Raw genomic sequence first — 16,670 nt, forward strand, 5'->3', positions numbered from 1 at the left:
ATGAGCAAAACCAAAAAAATTCTTATCGCCGTTTCTTTCCTTGTATTGGTATTTTCGCTCGTCAATTTTTCGCGAGCTCTCTTGCGGGATTATGTGGAGCAGCAGAAAATCGAAGAGCTGGCAACAGCTTGGGAGGAAGGGTCGGACAAAGGCGGAGGGGCTGCATCCCCCTCCGTTTTGTTCCATAAGGCGAATGTGCCGGTCATGCTTACCGAATTTCGAGAGCTTTACGAGAGGAACTCGGACATCGTCGGCTGGCTCAAGATGGACGGCACCCGAATTGAGTACCCGGTCATGCAGAATCCACAGGATGCGGATTACTATCTCAATCATGATTTCGATAAAAAGGAAAACAAAGGCGGCCTCCCCTTTTTGGACGCGCATAGCCGGACCAACGGTGCGGACATTTTGCTGATTCATGGCCATCACATGAAAAGCGGCTGGATGTTCAAAGATTTAATGAAGTACAAGAACGAAAGCTTTTACAAAGAGCATGCTGCGTTCCAGTTCAGCACGCTTTACGAAAAGGAAGAGTATGAGATTGTTGCCGTCATTCTGTCACAAGTTTATCGCAAATCGGAGGACGTTTTTAAATACTACCAGATTGAGAATGTAAGTACGCCCGCCGAGTTCGATTCGTATGTTCAGAACATCAAAAAACTCGCTCTTTATGACACGGGCGTATCAGCCCGGTATGGCGACCAGCTTATTGTACTGTCCACATGCGAGTACTCGACCGAAAACGGCCGGTTAGCGGTGGTTGCCCGAAAGCGTTAATGACGATGTTGAAACACAGAGTCAAGTTGTTTTATATCGCGTTCTCCCTTGGAGGACGCGATTTTTTTAGGCTTTATTTGATCCAGTTTAGGGGGACCCGTGTAGGTGCTCTTATTTATCGCCGATGGATCCGTTATGCTGTGCCGCACCATAAATAACGTGAGTTTTGTAGACATATGTCGACAAGTAAATCTGCGATCGCAAGAAGTTCTATCAAGGCAGCTCTTCGTGCTGAAGGAAGGTTCTCCATGATGATGCGAGATTGATCGGCCTAACGCTCCTCCGGCTGATATCATACAAGTCATGCTTACGCTGATCACTCGCATTGCGGGTGATTGGAGAGACGTAAATAGGGGCGTGGAGAGAATAAGCAAGTTCGAGGACATAGCTGGAAAAACTCATAGAAAATCGCCCGTTCACCATCGGTGAGCGGGCGATTTTTTTACTCCTCTTCCTCTGTGATAACCGTGACCGATGCGCTCGCTTCGCGAGTTGGTCCGTTATCCGATGTTAGCTTCACTGAATTAACGATGAGGGTGTCTTCCTCCACATCCGGAAGCACGAACGGTACTTGCAGTGTCTCGCAGGCTCCGACCTCGAATCGCACAATTCGCACTTGTATGCCGAGCAGCGGGTCGGTCAGCAACACGTTCAATAGCGGGACATTGCCCGTGTTGCATGCCCGAATAGTGAAAATTACTTTATCCCCTGGTTTTCCGACCGGATGGTCAACCGTTTTGGTCAACGACGCGTCCGGGAGCGACTGCACTTCTACGGTGACCTCTTGCTGCTGAGGCGGCGTCTGGTCAGGGCGCATCGTGACGATGTTTCGGAACTCCGTTCCGCCTACCGTGCCAGGAGGTATCGGGAGCTGCAGACTGAACACGCGACTCTCCCCGGGTGCAAGCGAAGGAATAATCGTCTGGAAGCCAATCAACTGGTCGAAGACGTTCACGTTCGTCAGCGTGATGTCCGTGGTGTTCGTTACGGTGATCGTCTTAATTACCGTCTCTCCCGGACTCGGCAAATCCGGCGTAGCTTCGACATCCAGATCCGGCAGTTCAGCGGGAATAGCAATGTCTACCCTTACCTCGTCTTCTGCGGGCGGTGTATCGGGAGACTGCTCGGTCCAGGTCACCGTGACTCGGTTAGCGATCACTTGCCCTTGCGGTGTACCTGCCGGTACCGTGAACGAGAACTGCACCCTCTCGGTCGCACTTGGCGCAATGACCGGGATCGTGAGCTGTTGGCCGGTGAGCGAGTCGCGCACGACAACGTTGGTCGCCGGAATTGTGCCTGTATTCGTAACTTCGACAGTATAACGAATCGTCTCGCCCGGTTCCGCGGTAGTCCGATCCGGAAGTTTGCGAACCGCTAGAGTCGTTTCTACAGCGGGACCGATCTCGACGTTCACTTCGGCAATCGTCTCCACTTGCGGCGATTGATCCGAGACGGCTATGAACGTATTCCGAATGACGCTGCCATTTGGTGTGTCCGTTGGAACGGTGAACGTCACCGTCCGGGTAATCGTACCATTCGCAGGGAGTTCTGCGATCGTCTCGCTAAACCCTAGCAGTTCGTCGGTCAGCACGACATTCGTCTGTGGTGTATCCAGTAAGTTCGTTACGGTCAGTGTATACGTAATCGTCTCACCCGGCGCGGCCGTATTGCGGTCAGGCACCTTCTGGATTAGGAGCGACGGCCCTGGGGGAGTTTGCACGAGAACCTCGGCAGATGACTCCAGATCCGGCGATTGATCCGAGGAGACGGTGAACGTATTTCGAATGATGCTGCCAATTTGGGCGTCCGCGGGAACGATGAACGTCACCGTTCGGGTAATCGTCTCGTTTGCCTGCAGGACGGGAATCGTCTCGCTCAGCCCGAGCAGCGCGTCGGTCAGCACGACGTTTGTCAGAGGAATGTTCAACAAATTCGTTACAGTTAGCGTATAAGTGATCGTCTCGCCAGGGGAAGCCGTATTGCGGTCAGGAAGCTTTTGGATCCGAAGCGCCGGGCCCGGAGGCGGAATTACGACAACCTCGGCGATCGTTTCCTGCTCTGGTGTTTGATCGGAGGCGACCGTAAATGTATTTTGAATGACGCTGCTAATCTGAGCGTCCACAGGAATGGTGAATACCACCGTTCGGGTAACCGTTGCATTCGCAGGGAGGAAGTCTATCACCTCGCTTAACCCCAGCAGTGCATCGATTAGCACGACATTCGTCTGCGCCACATCCAGCAAGTTTGTTACGGTCAGCGTGTAAGTGACCGTCTCGCCGGGAGCAACGGCCGGAAGATCCGGCACCTTTGTCAGCGACAGCCCGAAACCCGTTACCGTGACTGACGATTCCGCTTCCTCGGTTACTCCCTCGTTCGATGTTACGCTAACGATATTGAAAATATCTGATCCGATTGGGGTATCCTGCGGGATGGTGAAATCAAATACAAAAGTTAGAACTTCCCCTGGGAACAAAATGTCTACGAATCTTTCGAATCCAAGCAGCGGATCGAAGACCCGGATGCCTGTCAGCGGCACGTTTCCGATATTCTCCAGCGTGATCGTATACTGGATCGTCTGCCCGACCACCGCGGTGGTCGTCGCCGGAACCTTGCTGATCCCAAGACGCGGATCGCTTAGCACCGTCACATCCGTGCTGTCGGATACGGGCTCCGTCTGATCGCTAGTGGCAACCGCCGTATTCGTATACGTCTGAGGTGGCATTTCCAGCGGGAAAAAGAACGGTATTACGAAAGTCTCGCTTTGTCCGAACGGGAGAAAAGGAATGATGATGTCGAATCCGGTAAGATCGTCCGTCACATGAACATTGAAGAGGTCCGTATTTCCGGTATTGAAGACCTGAATCGTATAATTTACCGTTTCGCCCGGAAAAACGACGTTGCGATCTGCCGTCTTCGTGATATCCAGTCTAGGAACCGGCAGCACCTCGACCACCGTTCCAACTTCCTCTGGATTAGGCAGATTGTCTGCGGTAATCGTCACGATATTGGAAATGGTCAGTCCTGCCTGTGCATCCTTGGGAATGATGAACGGCCAATCGATGACGAATACCTCTCCGACGTAAAGAACGTTGATAAACTGATCCAGTCCGATAAGTGGATCGACGATGTGAACATTGAATAACTCGACGTCGCCTTGATTCACGAGCGTAATTGTAAAGATGACCGTTTCCCCCGGAGCTGCGGCGGGCGGGTTTACCGTCTTGGTAGCTATCAAAGCAGGAGATGGCGTTATGAGAATTTCCGCTTCGCCTGTAAGCGGCTCGCCGAATTGATCCGAGGTGATGGAGACAATATTTCTGAGCGGTCCGAAAGGCGCGTCAAAAGGAACAATAAAGTCAAATTCCAAGATGTGGACCGAGAAGGGAGGGATTTCAGGAATGACCTGGAAAATGCCGAGCGTTGGATCTTCAACGACCACGTTCGTAAGCGTTGTGGCGCTTGGGTTGTGGATTTCGATAAAGTATCTCACCGGTTCGCCGCGACGCACCTCGTAGCGGTCCGGAAACTTATTGATCGTCGTCCCCAGACTTAAACAGAGTCTTATGACAAAAGCATCGCTGTCCCCACGTAAAAACGGCTGAAACACGCCAGTAACCGGGAAATCGAAAGAGAAGGTTTGACCGGTCACGAAAACGCAGCCTGTATTGTCAACGGCGATGGCATTCCCGGTGTCGCTTGAGCTGCCGCCCAAGTATGTGGAGAAGACAAGCTCGTTGCCCATGATGTTGAGTTGCGTAATAAAACCATCGCTACCGCCATGGAGGGACGGCTGGAGCGCGTCAGGAGTAGTGGGGAAATTGAACGATGTGGTGCTTCCCGTCACATAAGCGAAGCCTGTGCGCACCGCGATGCCATTGCCTGCATCCGACTCGCCCCCGCCAAGAAAGGTGGAATAGACTTGATAATCGCCGCTCGGACTTAATTTCGTTACAAAGGCGTCCGAAGACCCGCCGCCATAGAAGGGCTGAAATGATCCCGGCGTAACCGGGAAATCAAAAGAAGTAGTGCTTCCCGTCACGTAAGCCTGGCCGAACTCATCAGCTGCGATGCCATGCCCCTCGTCGTCGCCATTACCGGTAAGGAAGGTCGAATACACGAGCGCGAGCCCGCTGGGATCCACTTTCGATACGAACGCGCCGATGACGCCCGTAAGATTGATTTGGAACGCTCCCGGTGTGGTAGGAAAGTCCACGGAGGTCGTCAGCCCCGTCACGTAAGCCTGGCCTGCACCGTCTACCGCAATGCCGCGCCCCGTTTCGATGCCATGGCCTCCCAGGAGCGTGGAATACTCAAGAGCGCTGCCGCCAGGATTCAATTTTGTAACAAAAACATGCTCATTTGCAATAAACCCTTGAAATGCGTTGATGAGGGGGAAGTTGACAGAGGATGTACCTCCTGTAACATAAGCACTTCCTACGTTATCGACAGTAATGCCGAATCCGGTATCAACTCCCTCTCCGCCAAGAAACGTGGAATATATGAGGAAGCCGCCGTCCGGACTTAACTTGGTTACGAACGCATCCTGGGCTCCGCCGATGAATGTCTGAAAAGCTCCCGGCGTCGTAGGGAAATCGGGGGAAAGGGTCTGCCCCGTTACATAGGCGTGGCCGGAATCATCGACAGCAATACCGCGTCCTAGATCAAAGCTGTTGCCGCCGATAAAAGTAGAATACTCGAGAAAGGTGCCGCTGGAATTCATTTTCGTGACAAACGCACTGGAAGATCCGTCTTTGCCAGGTTGGAATGCGCCAGGGGTGATCGGAAAATCAAGGGATAAGGTTTGCCCCGTCACATAGGCATTGTCCTGATTGTCTACCGCGATGCTAAAACCGATATCCGTGTCGCTTCCGCCAAGATAAGTGGAATAAAACAGCACAAACGGATCAATGACGAGCGGATGACCCGGATGATATCCATCGCCGATTTCGAAGCCAAAGACGCAATCCCCTTGGCCCTCAGGCAATACAAATCGGCTTTCCACCGGAACCCTGCTGTCATCAATCACCTGATAGCTGACGGGTCTTTCCTCCGTCAGAACGCCATGAGAGGTATGAATTTGAAGATTACCTTCTTCACTCAAGGACAACTCGTCTGCACCGCGGTAGACGAACCGGATATCGTCAAGTCTGGCGCCGGGCTGAACAACGACATCGTATTTGAATTTTCCGTTGTCCCCATAGAGGACTAAGTCGACTCCGGACCACAGCTCCCGATAGACAATCTCCCGATAGGTTGGGACAGCGGTATGCCACTTCGCCGGATCGTTGCCGATAAAATAATTGAATTTCCCCGTGTCTTGGCGACGACCTTCGATTTGCACGTCCGCGTTCGCGCCGAGAAATTGCAGGAAGAGCGCCATCCCCTCCCGCCGATCCGGCGTATTCTTCGTAAGAACAAACTGAATCTCCGCGGAGGAGAACCCGATAGTAACTCCGGGTTTATGAGATAAATAGCAGATATCTCCTCGCGTTTGACCGACATTTTCCGTGAAAGTAAGCGGAACGTTCCTATAGCTCCCGATAGGCGTCTGACGCTTCGTTTCGTTTGGTATCATGGCGTCCCCTCCCGTATTTTCCTGGCTCACCAGTAAACAATCACTGTATTCATATATGCGCCGGGCGTTTTATAATGCATATCCACATTTATAAATTTTTCCTTTTGTTGAATGGCGTCATTACGTTCGGCTGCTTACCGGTGGTGAATGGACTCGTCTGAGGTTACAAGGCTATTTTCCATAAATACGGAGTGGAATTTGATGCATAGCGAACGTAAATGAAGAAGAAGGAGCTGCCGGAAAATATATGGATAAAAATGAAAGAACTCTCCGAGTCTGGAGAGTTCTTTTCATTGAGTACCGATCCACTTATTCACTTCATGAATAACATCAAAAACGCAGTCATGTCGGCGGGGCTTCACAAGACGCTGAAGGCCCTGTTTTTGTCCTTTCCGCAAGCTTAGTGATCGATTCAATGTCTTGATCCGTTAATTGATCAAGGAAATGTTTGCGTATTGCCTTAGAGACTATGGGACGGGCATCATCCAATGCCGATTTTCCAGCTGAAGTGATGATGACTTGAACACCGCGATCTGTGTCTAATGGTTTCCTCATCACAAGTTTGCGTTTTTCCATCCGCGTCAGGTGATGGGATAATCGACTCTTATCCCAGTCCATCGAGTCGGCCAACTCCTGTTGGCGAAGGCTCCCGTTCCCCAGAAGGACTAACCGATCCAATACCCCATAATCACCCTCTGATAGTCCTGTGTGTTCAGACATCTCTTTTATTACGCGACCGAAAATGCTCTGAAAGGAGCCTTTCCACATATGCCATATTCGCATTTCCTCTTCGTTTAGCTCGTTCTTATCCATAGGAACATCATAGCATGGTTGACGTGTCAACCACAATATGCTACAGTTGCTTATAGTTGACGTGTCAACCTATTGTTCTGGCTTATTTCAGGGAACCTGCTTGATCGCTTCCTTCCAGAAGCGGTTTGGCTAATCTTTCTTCAAGAAAGGAACATTTATGATGAATATCAACATTAGTTCGCCTAGTCCAGTCGTCTCGGCGAAGCCGGTAGTGCTACCAGCTCCAGATCGCGGTGAGAATCTGCAAGTGCGAGTGTCCGCGCCCGCGGTTGGGAGTGAATTGCCTATTATAGTTTTCTCGCACGGCTATGGCTGGTCGTTGGACGGCTACGGCCCGTTGGTCGACTACTGGGCTGCTCACGGCTTCGTGGTCATTCAACCCACTCATCTCGACTCGAGGACGCTGAACCTTCCTCCTGACGATCCCCGTACGCCACGGATCTGGCGTTTCCGAGTCGAGGACCTGAAGCGCATCCTCGACCAGCTTGATCTTATTGAAGCTTCCGTTCCCGGTCTCAGTGGGCGCCTCGATCGAAGCCGCATCGCCGCAGCCGGACACTCCTGGGGAGGCCAAACGGTGAGCATGCTGCTCGGCGCGCGAGTCCTCGATGACCACGGCGAGCCGGGAGAGGACATGTCCGACTCGCGGATCAAGGCGGGCCTGCTGCTTGCCACGACTGGCAAGGGTGGAGCTGACTTGAGTCCGTTCGCGGCAGAGCACTTCCCCTTCATGAACCCGAGCTTTGCGGAGATGAGCACGCCGACCCTCGTGGTAGCGGGGGACCATGATCACTCTCAACTGTCCACTCGGGGGCCCGACTGGTTCACCGACCCGTACTTTCTGAGCCCGGGCAGCAAGAGCCTGCTCACCCTCTTCGGGGGAGAGCATTCGCTCGGCGGGATCTCCGGTTACAGCGTCGCGGAGACGACGGACGAGAGCCCTGAACGAGTAGCCCTGATCCAGCGGCTCACGTTGGCCTACCTTCGCAACGCGCTCGACCTCGACGATTCCAGTTGGCCGGCAGCTCGTGCGGCTCTGGAAGAGAGCGCCATCCCGTTGGGGCGTATTGAGTCGAAGTAAGGGTCTGGCGGGCAGTAACGACCCGACAGCCACGACAATGCCTACTGGCCCTTATGGTAGTATAAATATTTCAATGAAATAACGAAGGAGCTGCCGCAGCAGCTCCTTTCGTTTTTTTTTGCCTATAGTCCCGTTAAGGAGAACCGTACAACTAGTGACGGATATTTGAAAGATAACATTACTAACGAGAAAAACGGGTCACATCGTTGATGAATCGGCTTCTCGAAAGAGGTGCTTTTTTCGTTACAGCAAGATTGGGAAAGTGCAGGTCTAGCCATTATGTTATCTTGTGAGCATCCCATCATTATTGCATCAGAATGGAGGGCTTAAAGGAGATTAGGGGTGGCCGGAAGAGACCTATTCATAATCCGAATCAATAGGCAGTTTTTTAATAGGTGCATAGATGTGGTAGGTCGATTCAAGATTGTGAATATCATCAAAAGCTTGAATGAGCTCGATGTGTGAATGTTCAGTTTCCTGCTTGGAGATCTTTAGAAATCTTGCGTAATCCGTTTTGAGGACATCTCCTATATCAAGAAGATCACCAAAATATTTGAATTTGGCACAGAAGAGTTGTGGGACATCAACGGTAAAATAAAAAGGTTTATGGATCTGAATGTCATATGGAATTCCGAACAGGACCTTGAATTGGGTTGAATCGGGTTGGCAATTTGAATAAATGACATAACATGGGCCATGTACGGTTTTATCAATGTCATGTAACAGTTTATGCGAATGAGACCGGATCTTCGTCTTGTAATCATCCGTTGCCAGGTCAACCTCAAAAGCTATGCCGCACACCCGGATGGATTCGAAGTCCATTAAGGTGAAATCGGTAACGATATCACCATTAATGTTTTTGATGGGTCTTCTAACCACGGAAGGGATGGGTGTCTGGGAAATGGTTGAATTTTCTGCTCTTAGAGTGCTTGGAGCCATACCGTATTGGTCTTTGAAAGCGCGGGTGAACGATGATGGAGTTCCAAAGTTTAGCTGATAGGCGATATCCGTTAGTGATAAGTGACCGGTATGAATGAATTGTAGGGAGGCGTTCAATCTTCTGGATCGTATGTAGTGGTTTAAAGAACAACCCATCATGGCAGAAAAAAGTCTGTGAAAGTAATATTTGGACATGTTGAAGGAGTTAGCCACAGACTCAAGTGATAAAGGCTGGTCTAAATTGTTCTCAATATGGATTAAAGCACGCTCTATGACTTCATAATGGTCCATAATAATCCCCAATCCATGAACAGAATGTTCTGTAACTTATTGCAATCATGGTAATAGCCAAAGGAGGAACGTTATATGACGCAAGACAGAAAGAATGGAATTCTGATCGGAATTTTTTATATTGCCGCTGCGGTCACTTCGGTCATCGCTGTTATTTCTTATGAGCCGGTATTGTCAGAACAATGGTACAGGTCCGCGGCCAATGGATTGAAAACACAGGTTATGATCGGTGTTATTAACGATCTTTTGCTCGTCCTGACTGCAGTAGGGACGGCGGTTATGCTGTTTCCTTACCTTCGTCGATGGAATGAACATCTAGCCCTCGGGTACCTATGCTTTCGATTTATGGAGGCTGTTCTTATTGCCATAGGAGTGGTGAGTATATTAGGTTTAGTTCAGCTTAGTATTCATTATGAAGCAAACCGCATAGCAAGTGAAGACCATCTTCACGAGATCGGCTACATGCTGCAAGCTTTCCATCGTTGGACTTCGACGTTAGGCCCCAATTTTATGCTGGGTATCAATACGGCATTGTATAGTTATTTGCTCTTTAGAACAGGTTTGGTGCCAAGACCGTTAGCGCTATTTGGTATGATTACAGCAGCACTCGTATTCGCAGCCGGTCTATTAGAAATGTTCGGTCTGATCGAACCTCTCTCCGCTGCAAAAGGTTTCCTTGCTCTGCCTGTGGGTGTTTATGAAATGAGTTTAGCAGTCTGGTTCATTGCGAAGGGGTTTCACCAGCAAAACCTTGAAAAACTAAAAGCGAAATAGAGGTGCTTACAGATGCCAATGGGAAAAATTTTACACATTTCTAACCTTGCAGGGTCAAACCAAAATTCAGGTGAAAAGTAGGTAGACTCAGGACAAACGATCTCTATAATGGAATAAGAGACATATGATGCGAGGGGAAAAGGTGAGACGATTTGAAAGCAAATCGGATGGAAGCATTCAGCGATGGTGTGTTGGCCATTATTATTACGATCATGGTGCTGGAATTCAAAGTGCCGGAAGGCCATGACTGGCATGCGCTAGTTGAACTGGGACCAAAAATTATTAGTTATATTTTCAGTTTCGTATATGTCGGCATCTACTGGAACAATCATCATCATCTGCTGCATATGGTTCGAACGATGAACGGACGGTTGATGTGGCTCAACTTGCTGCTCTTATTCTGGCTATCCCTTGTGCCGTTCACGACAGCTTGGATGGGGGAAAGCCATTTTGCACCTACTCCAACGGCGCTGTACGGGATTATTTTATTGCTAGCGGCGTTCTCGTACTGGCTGCTTCAGCGCATGATTATGAACCAGCATTCCGGCGATTCCTCATTCATTGGAGCGATAGGAAAAGACTGGAAGGGAAAACTATCTCCTTTACTCTACTTGACTGCGGCCTTGACCGCTTATGTGAGTGTTTGGATATCCGGCTTCTTTTTCGTACTTGTTGCCGTAATCTGGTTCATGCCGGATAAGCGAATCGAGCACGCCTTGAGAAGCCACTAAGAAAAGCTCTTCGATTCTCGCATGCAGGCGGGCTTCGAAGAGCTTTTTTTGGTTTATAGAGCTTGCTTTCGTTCGATCATGGTCTTGCTTTTCATAGGCATAAATAATGTTATAACCAATGCGATCACGGAGAGAATCATCATGAAGTAGTAGGCGTCGCTTGCCCCTAAAATGGATGTAAGGGATTTAAGGAGCTCAGCAGTCGTTGTAGGATTGTTCTGCATCACATCCGCTGCGTGGCTGGTTGCCTGCACGGTATAAATCGTAATCACGACGGCTGTACCAATGGCACCGGCAATTTGGCGAACAGTATTATTCACGGCTGTACCGTGCGTACCGAGATGTTTAGGCAGCGCATTGAGTCCGGCCGTATTGAGTGGCATGGTGATGAAGCTTAATCCGATTCGCAGGCAAATGGTACGAATCATCAAATACATATACGTTGTTGACTCCGATAAATCTGTTACCGCCCACATGGATGGAATAATAAACAGCAAACCAATGATGAACAGCGGTCTCGCACCGAAACGGTCATATAATTTACCGGTGACGGGTGACATCAGTGCATTTACAAGCGCACCCGGCAATAAAAGCAGTCCTGCATCGAATGCTGTAAAACCCCGACCATCCTGCAGATAAATAGGCAGTAAGATCATGTCTGCGTAAATCATCATCGTGACTAGTACGTTAATAAGAGACGTTAATGTGAAGATTTTATTTTTGAAGACAGAGAGGTTCAACAGTGGATCATCGGACTTGACTTGTCGAATACAGAATAGGGTCGTTACAACGATCCCGATGCATAAGGATAAGATGACCATTACATCGTCCCAGCCTTTACTGCCTGCACTACTGAAGCCGTATAAAATAAAGCCGAATCCGACGGTTGATAATAGAACGCTTCCCACATCAAGCCTCGACTTGGCTGTTTCGGATACATTGACGAGATACTTGAATGCCAATGCGATGACCATGATGACAAGCGGGATGAGACCGATAAATAACCAGCGCCAAGAGTGGTATTCGACAATAAATCCCGAGAGCGTCGGCCCAATGGCCGGAGCAAAAATCATGGCCAGCCCCAGCAGCCCCATAGCGCTGCCGCGTTTTTCAACGGGAAAGATGGCGAGCACAACACCCATCATGAGCGGCATGATAATGCCGGCACCGGCTGCTTGGATCATCCGTCCTAACAAGAGCACAATAAAGCTGGGCGCCGCCGCACAAATGATCGAACCGATTAATAGAAACGACATGGCGCTTATAAATAATTGCCGCGTAGTAAAGCGTTTCATTAAATAGGCCGTAATCGGGATCAATATCCCGTTGACCAGCATAAATCCCGTTGAAATCCATTGTACCGTTGCTGCCGTGACATTAAATACATCCATTAGATTGCTTAAGGCGACATTTAATAGCGTCTGATTGAGCGTGGATAAGAAACAACCAAGGATTAAGATGGTCAGTAATATCCCTTTATTTATTTTCTTTATGTCTTCTTGCATGGCTGCTGTCCTCTCTTCATTGCTTTTTCGACACAGTGTCAATAAAATATATCTTATCAGCATTGAAGAGTGATTCCTATTTACAATTCGGCTGAAACTGTCAACTAAACGACAGTATGGGAAGATTGGTCGATGAAGTGACAAATAAACGATAATCGAGGGATGACATGGCTGAACATAAAAGAGTGGATCCACGAGCCATTCGCTCCAAAAAGATGCTGAAACAGGCCGTTTTTTCATTACTGGCCGACAATCAGGAAATTTCCCAATTGACCGTTCAAAAAATTGCAACCCGTGCAGACCTAAATCGTGCCACGTTCTATTTGCATTATGAGGATATTAACGACTTGCTGCGCCAGATCGTGCATGAGATCTTTGACGACCTGTCCATGAAAGTCGAGCCGCTATTACAAGTGAAGAGCCGAAACGAACGGGAGCAGCTGATTACATTTTTAAATTATTTTTATGAATACCGGAAAATTTTCGCCGTATTGGTTGAGCATACGGGCTTCAAAACTCACTTGTCGAACCTATTGAAAAATACGATAGAACAGCGCAGAGACGCTAGAAACATCAATTCCACGAGTCGGGTTGCCTCCGTTGATATTGTGGCATCATCCCTTCTCGGGATTATTATGTGGTGGATTAAGGATGGTACCGAGCATAGCGCTGAATACATAGCGGATCAGATTACCTTGATGTATAGAAGAAAGTATTTGTAACCGATTAGGCGCAAAGAGGCCAAGCTTGGAACGTTAGAACCAATATGCATAGAAACATTGAAAATATTCCCAGTCCTCTTTATCATGGACGTATCTTCAATAAAAGTTATGACAGCCAGTTTTTGATATCCTGGCCCAGGAGGAGAAGAATATGCACACATTGGAAAGCATAATGAAGCAATTAGAGCAGCTGGGCATTGACGGCAAAGGGACGCTGTTGGTCCATTCTTCCATGAAGAGTATGGGGCCGGTCGAAGGCGGCGCGGACACGGTCCTCGATGCGCTAACAGCGTATATGAAAGAGGGGCTGCTGGTGCTGCCCACCCACACGTGGTCTTATATCAATGCGGATAATCCAAGATTTTACGTGGACCAATCCCCATCTTGTGTCGGAGTCCTGCCGGAGCTTTTTCGAAAACGCCCGGATGTGGTGCGTTCGCTGCACCCCACGCATTCCGTGGCAGCATTAGGTCGGGATTCCAAAGAGTTCACAAGTGACGATCATCGTTTCGATACGCCATGCGCTAGGGGATCCGCTTGGGGCAAGCTGCTTGACCGCAAGGCGACGATTTTGTTAGTGGGTGTCGATTTAAAGCGCAACACCTTTATTCATGGCGTCGAGGAGTGGGTGGACATACCGGGCAGGTTAACGGATGACCATGAGAAGCTGTACACGGTGTTACCGGATGGGACGGAAATCCCCGTACCTTCACGCAGACATTGCGGGTTGTCGTGGTCGGAGCATTTTTGGAAAGTCGATGAGGTCCTTGAAAGTCGGGGTGCGATGCATAAGGGGTATCTTGGCGATGCCGTTGTCCGCGTATGCGATGCAGCCGCGGTGGCGGATGTCATAACGGAAATGCTCAAGCACAATCGGGATTTGTTCTCGGATAATCATCCTTTGGACCATACCATGCTTAACGTTTAGAGGACGTCATCGACCTACAGATGACGACATGAGAACTGCGGGACGAACTGAATGAAATGTCCGAAACGCTGCGGGTAAAGACTCAATACGAAGTGATTCAGAAGCTTTTGGCGTACTATCACCGGAGTGAGAAAGAAAAAAACGATCTGAGGGATTACCAGGAGCAACAGATGGTGGATTTAGGAATGGATTCAAAGATTCGGTTCAAGGAAATCCAGCAGGTGTTAGGATTGCGGACCGAAGGCGCGGTATTTCAGTTCCTGGGCGACTGCTATCAGGGTTCGTTGCAAATGCCTATGGTGGCGTTCGATACGTACCGAAAATTGAAGATTGATGGTAAGTAGTATACAAAATAGGGGCAGCTGCGCGAGGCCACTCACCCAGCCTATACAAAAAGGAGTTACACAGCAAACGGAAGCAATTCAGTTCCAGGGAAGCGAAAACGGCGCTCACGGTGAAAACGGCTGAAAACCGGAATCGGAGCGCCGGACTATTTCACCAAATTCCGAAATGTCCGGCGAAATGGGAGGTTCTGGGTATGATGTTTGAAGAATTAACGTAGAAGGAATACCGAGTGCTTGACGTGTTCAAAGCCATTTTGTTTCTGCCGAGATAGTAGTGGGATTTCAACACAATAAGGTAGTCCGTATATAGTTGAAGGCAAGTTTTTACATTAGGTGGGCATAATGGAACCATTGCATGCGACAGAAAGGAAGGATGGGCATGTCTACGGAAATGGATCATCCCTGCATCATCTTGCCGGAAGAGCAAGCGCCCGAAGGTATTCAGGATTGTGAGCGCTGCGAACTGTTCAAACAGCGGAATCGCGTCATCTGGGGGGAAGGCAATCCGCAAGGCTCGCTGATGATGATCCTGGATAATCCGGGAGCCCGGGAGGACCGGGAAGGAAATGAGTTCTTATGCGGTACCCGGGAAACCCTCCAACTCGGCATGAGGGAAGCGGGTATGGATATACATACGGTTTATGTCACCTATTTGCTGAAACGCCGGCCAATCCGTGCTTACGATAAACCTGCAACCCGAGCGGCATGTCTTCCGCATCTGCAGTCGCAGATCCTTCAGAAGCAGCCGCTAGTACTATTTGGCTTTGGGAATGCCGTGGCCGAAGGATTATTCCCGCAGAAGGAGAATGCCACCGTCAAGGAGCTTCGAGGAAGCTGGCACGAGTTCCAAGAGGTACCGATCGGCTTTACCTATCACCCGCTGGCAGTAAGAAGAAGACCCAATTTGCTAAGGTTCTTTGTTGAGGACTTGAAAGCTTTGAAGGAGAAGTGGGAGAACAGGGCAGCAAGGGAAACATAAATCAACGAATTCTATGAAAAGAGAGCCGCTACGTTACCAATAGATCCTTCGGGCCTCCTCGACGTAGAAATCCAGAAAATAGGCTCCGAACAAATCAAAGGTTATCAAATGTTCACTTATGAAGAAGACCCCTAAATCGCTAAAATAACACGGTGATACATTTACTTGGAGGGGTGATGATAGGGGATGGCAAACCAGAAGTACGTAGAGACAAGACTGCCTAGAAACGGAAAAGAGGGTATATTATTTTTATTGATCATATCGATTATTTCAGTAAACACGATCGCGCCGATTATTATTGGATTGGAACGCGGGTTCAGTAAAGAAGTTTACATGGATAGTCTAAAAGTGATTCCTATGATGTGGGTCATCGTCGTATTATGTATAAAGCTAGTTGCAGGCCCGTTTGTTGGTATGGTTTGGTCCTATGGTTGGTACCAAACCAATAAGTCTGGACCCGTTTGAAAATTTCCTCCATACTTGGCCTCGAAACTTTGGTGTAGCGTTCTGGGATATATGAATATTTATGGCGGATGAAGGAGAGCGAGTTTATTTATATGTAGACCCATATGGAAGGAGGAAAAGCCCGATGTTGTGCGATTTACAAGGGGAAGCGAATATGTCACCGATCGTGGGCATGCTGTTTTCGGCTGTGAAAGAAAATAACCAGCGACTTCAACTGATCACGAAGGGGATGACGCAGGAAGAAGTCGATTACAGGGGGCTCAATGGCAGCTTTAATAGTACCGCCCAATTAATAAGACATATCCTGTATGTTGATTTGAATTGGGTGTACCGAATGAAAGGGGAGCCTCTTCCTCAATCTTTACAAGAACAATATGGCCCCATGATTGATGCGAGTAACCGACTTCCGATGGTCAAAGGCAAGGCTCTCAACACCCTGATATCGGAGTATGAAGATGTGTTAAACATGTTGAAAGACACCTGCACCCAATTACAAGATGATGATCTAGACCGAGTTGTCACCTTTGGTCATGAGAATGAAAAGCAAGCAACCATTCGCTGGGGATTATGGCATATGGCTGACCACAACCGATACCATCAAGCGCATATTAATCTATTAAGAAAGTGGTATGCAGAAAATTCAATTTCAAAATAAAAGGGGTTATAGGGCAAGCAATTGCCGTATTGAATCCATTTCCATAAAATCAGGGCCCTCTTATGGATGAGAGAGCCCTGATTTATTGGAT

The 16,670-nt window shown here is 48.9% G+C and carries 14 protein-coding genes; 10 read left to right on the forward strand and 4 right to left on the reverse strand.

Going from position 1 to position 16,670, the window contains the following annotated elements; translation table 11 throughout:
* The gene (locus OHJ21_RS28400) at positions 1–777 is read left to right on the forward strand and encodes a sortase domain-containing protein (protein WP_486021778.1); all 777 of its coding nucleotides are present in this window, start codon (positions 1–3) and stop codon (positions 775–777) included.
* A 442-nt stretch (positions 778–1,219) separates the two neighbouring features.
* On the opposite strand, the gene OHJ21_RS28405 is transcribed toward OHJ21_RS28400, so the two are convergent.
* Positions 1,220–6,352, reverse strand: a complete 5,133-nt coding sequence (locus OHJ21_RS28405; protein WP_486021780.1) for a DUF7507 domain-containing protein — start codon at positions 6,350–6,352, stop codon at positions 1,220–1,222.
* 218 nt (positions 6,353–6,570) lie between these two features.
* Between OHJ21_RS28405 and OHJ21_RS28410 the strand changes: the two genes are divergently transcribed.
* The gene (locus OHJ21_RS28410) at positions 6,571–6,756 is read left to right on the forward strand and encodes a hypothetical protein (RefSeq protein ID WP_394059553.1); all 186 of its coding nucleotides are present in this window, start codon (positions 6,571–6,573) and stop codon (positions 6,754–6,756) included.
* On the opposite strand, the gene OHJ21_RS28415 is transcribed toward OHJ21_RS28410, so the two are convergent.
* Positions 6,695–7,165, reverse strand: a complete 471-nt coding sequence (locus OHJ21_RS28415) for a MarR family winged helix-turn-helix transcriptional regulator (RefSeq protein WP_394059186.1) — start codon at positions 7,163–7,165, stop codon at positions 6,695–6,697. The two genes, OHJ21_RS28410 and OHJ21_RS28415, sit on opposite strands and share 62 nt — an antisense overlap.
* A gap of 160 nt (positions 7,166–7,325) precedes the next feature.
* On the opposite strand from OHJ21_RS28415, the gene OHJ21_RS28420 reads away from it, so the two are divergent.
* Positions 7,326–8,246 carry an alpha/beta hydrolase family protein gene (locus tag OHJ21_RS28420; RefSeq protein ID WP_486022062.1) on the forward strand — a complete coding sequence of 307 codons (921 nt, stop codon included), beginning with the start codon at positions 7,326–7,328 and terminating at the stop codon, positions 8,244–8,246.
* Between the two features lie 357 nt (positions 8,247–8,603).
* Here OHJ21_RS28420 and OHJ21_RS28425 read toward each other — a convergent pair whose 3' ends face one another.
* Positions 8,604–9,476 carry a helix-turn-helix transcriptional regulator gene (locus OHJ21_RS28425; protein ID WP_100541271.1) on the reverse strand — a complete coding sequence of 291 codons (873 nt, stop codon included), beginning with the start codon at positions 9,474–9,476 and terminating at the stop codon, positions 8,604–8,606.
* A gap of 75 nt (positions 9,477–9,551) precedes the next feature.
* Between OHJ21_RS28425 and OHJ21_RS28430 the strand changes: the two genes are divergently transcribed.
* Together OHJ21_RS28430 and OHJ21_RS28435 are read left to right on the forward strand one after the other, a co-directional pair.
* A complete protein-coding gene (locus tag OHJ21_RS28430; RefSeq protein ID WP_486021782.1) occupies positions 9,552–10,250 on the forward strand; it encodes a DUF4386 domain-containing protein in 699 nt (232 codons plus the stop codon).
* A gap of 152 nt (positions 10,251–10,402) precedes the next feature.
* Positions 10,403–10,981: a TMEM175 family protein gene (locus OHJ21_RS28435; protein WP_100541269.1), complete on the forward strand. Its 579-nt coding sequence runs from the start codon at positions 10,403–10,405 to the stop codon at positions 10,979–10,981.
* Positions 10,982–11,034: 53 nt separating this feature from the next.
* Here the strand turns inward: OHJ21_RS28435 and OHJ21_RS28440 are convergent, their stop codons facing one another.
* Positions 11,035–12,486, reverse strand: coding sequence for a DHA2 family efflux MFS transporter permease subunit (locus tag OHJ21_RS28440; protein WP_486021784.1), 1,452 nt, complete (start codon positions 12,484–12,486; stop codon positions 11,035–11,037).
* Positions 12,487–12,653: 167 nt separating this feature from the next.
* On the opposite strand from OHJ21_RS28440, the gene OHJ21_RS28445 reads away from it, so the two are divergent.
* The 5 genes from OHJ21_RS28445 (at position 12,654) to OHJ21_RS28465 (ending at position 16,579) form a co-directional block, all read left to right on the forward strand.
* Positions 12,654–13,208: a TetR/AcrR family transcriptional regulator gene (locus OHJ21_RS28445; RefSeq protein WP_100541267.1), complete on the forward strand. Its 555-nt coding sequence runs from the start codon at positions 12,654–12,656 to the stop codon at positions 13,206–13,208.
* A gap of 151 nt (positions 13,209–13,359) precedes the next feature.
* On the forward strand, positions 13,360–14,136 hold the full coding sequence (locus OHJ21_RS28450; RefSeq protein ID WP_100541266.1) for an AAC(3) family N-acetyltransferase: 777 nt from the start codon (positions 13,360–13,362) through the stop codon (positions 14,134–14,136).
* A 56-nt stretch (positions 14,137–14,192) separates the two neighbouring features.
* Positions 14,193–14,480, forward strand: a complete 288-nt coding sequence (locus OHJ21_RS28455) for a hypothetical protein (protein WP_100541265.1) — start codon at positions 14,193–14,195, stop codon at positions 14,478–14,480.
* A gap of 379 nt (positions 14,481–14,859) precedes the next feature.
* A complete protein-coding gene (locus tag OHJ21_RS28460; RefSeq protein WP_486021788.1) occupies positions 14,860–15,459 on the forward strand; it encodes a uracil-DNA glycosylase in 600 nt (199 codons plus the stop codon).
* Positions 15,460–16,048: 589 nt separating this feature from the next.
* The gene (locus tag OHJ21_RS28465) at positions 16,049–16,579 is read left to right on the forward strand and encodes a DinB family protein (RefSeq protein WP_486021789.1); all 531 of its coding nucleotides are present in this window, start codon (positions 16,049–16,051) and stop codon (positions 16,577–16,579) included.
* Positions 16,580–16,670: the final 91 nt, after the last annotated feature.

It is taken from the genome of Virgibacillus sp. LDC1, from assembly GCF_025792345.1.
Classification (GTDB): domain Bacteria; phylum Bacillota; class Bacilli; order Paenibacillales; family Paenibacillaceae; genus Paenibacillus_AQ; species Paenibacillus_AQ lautus.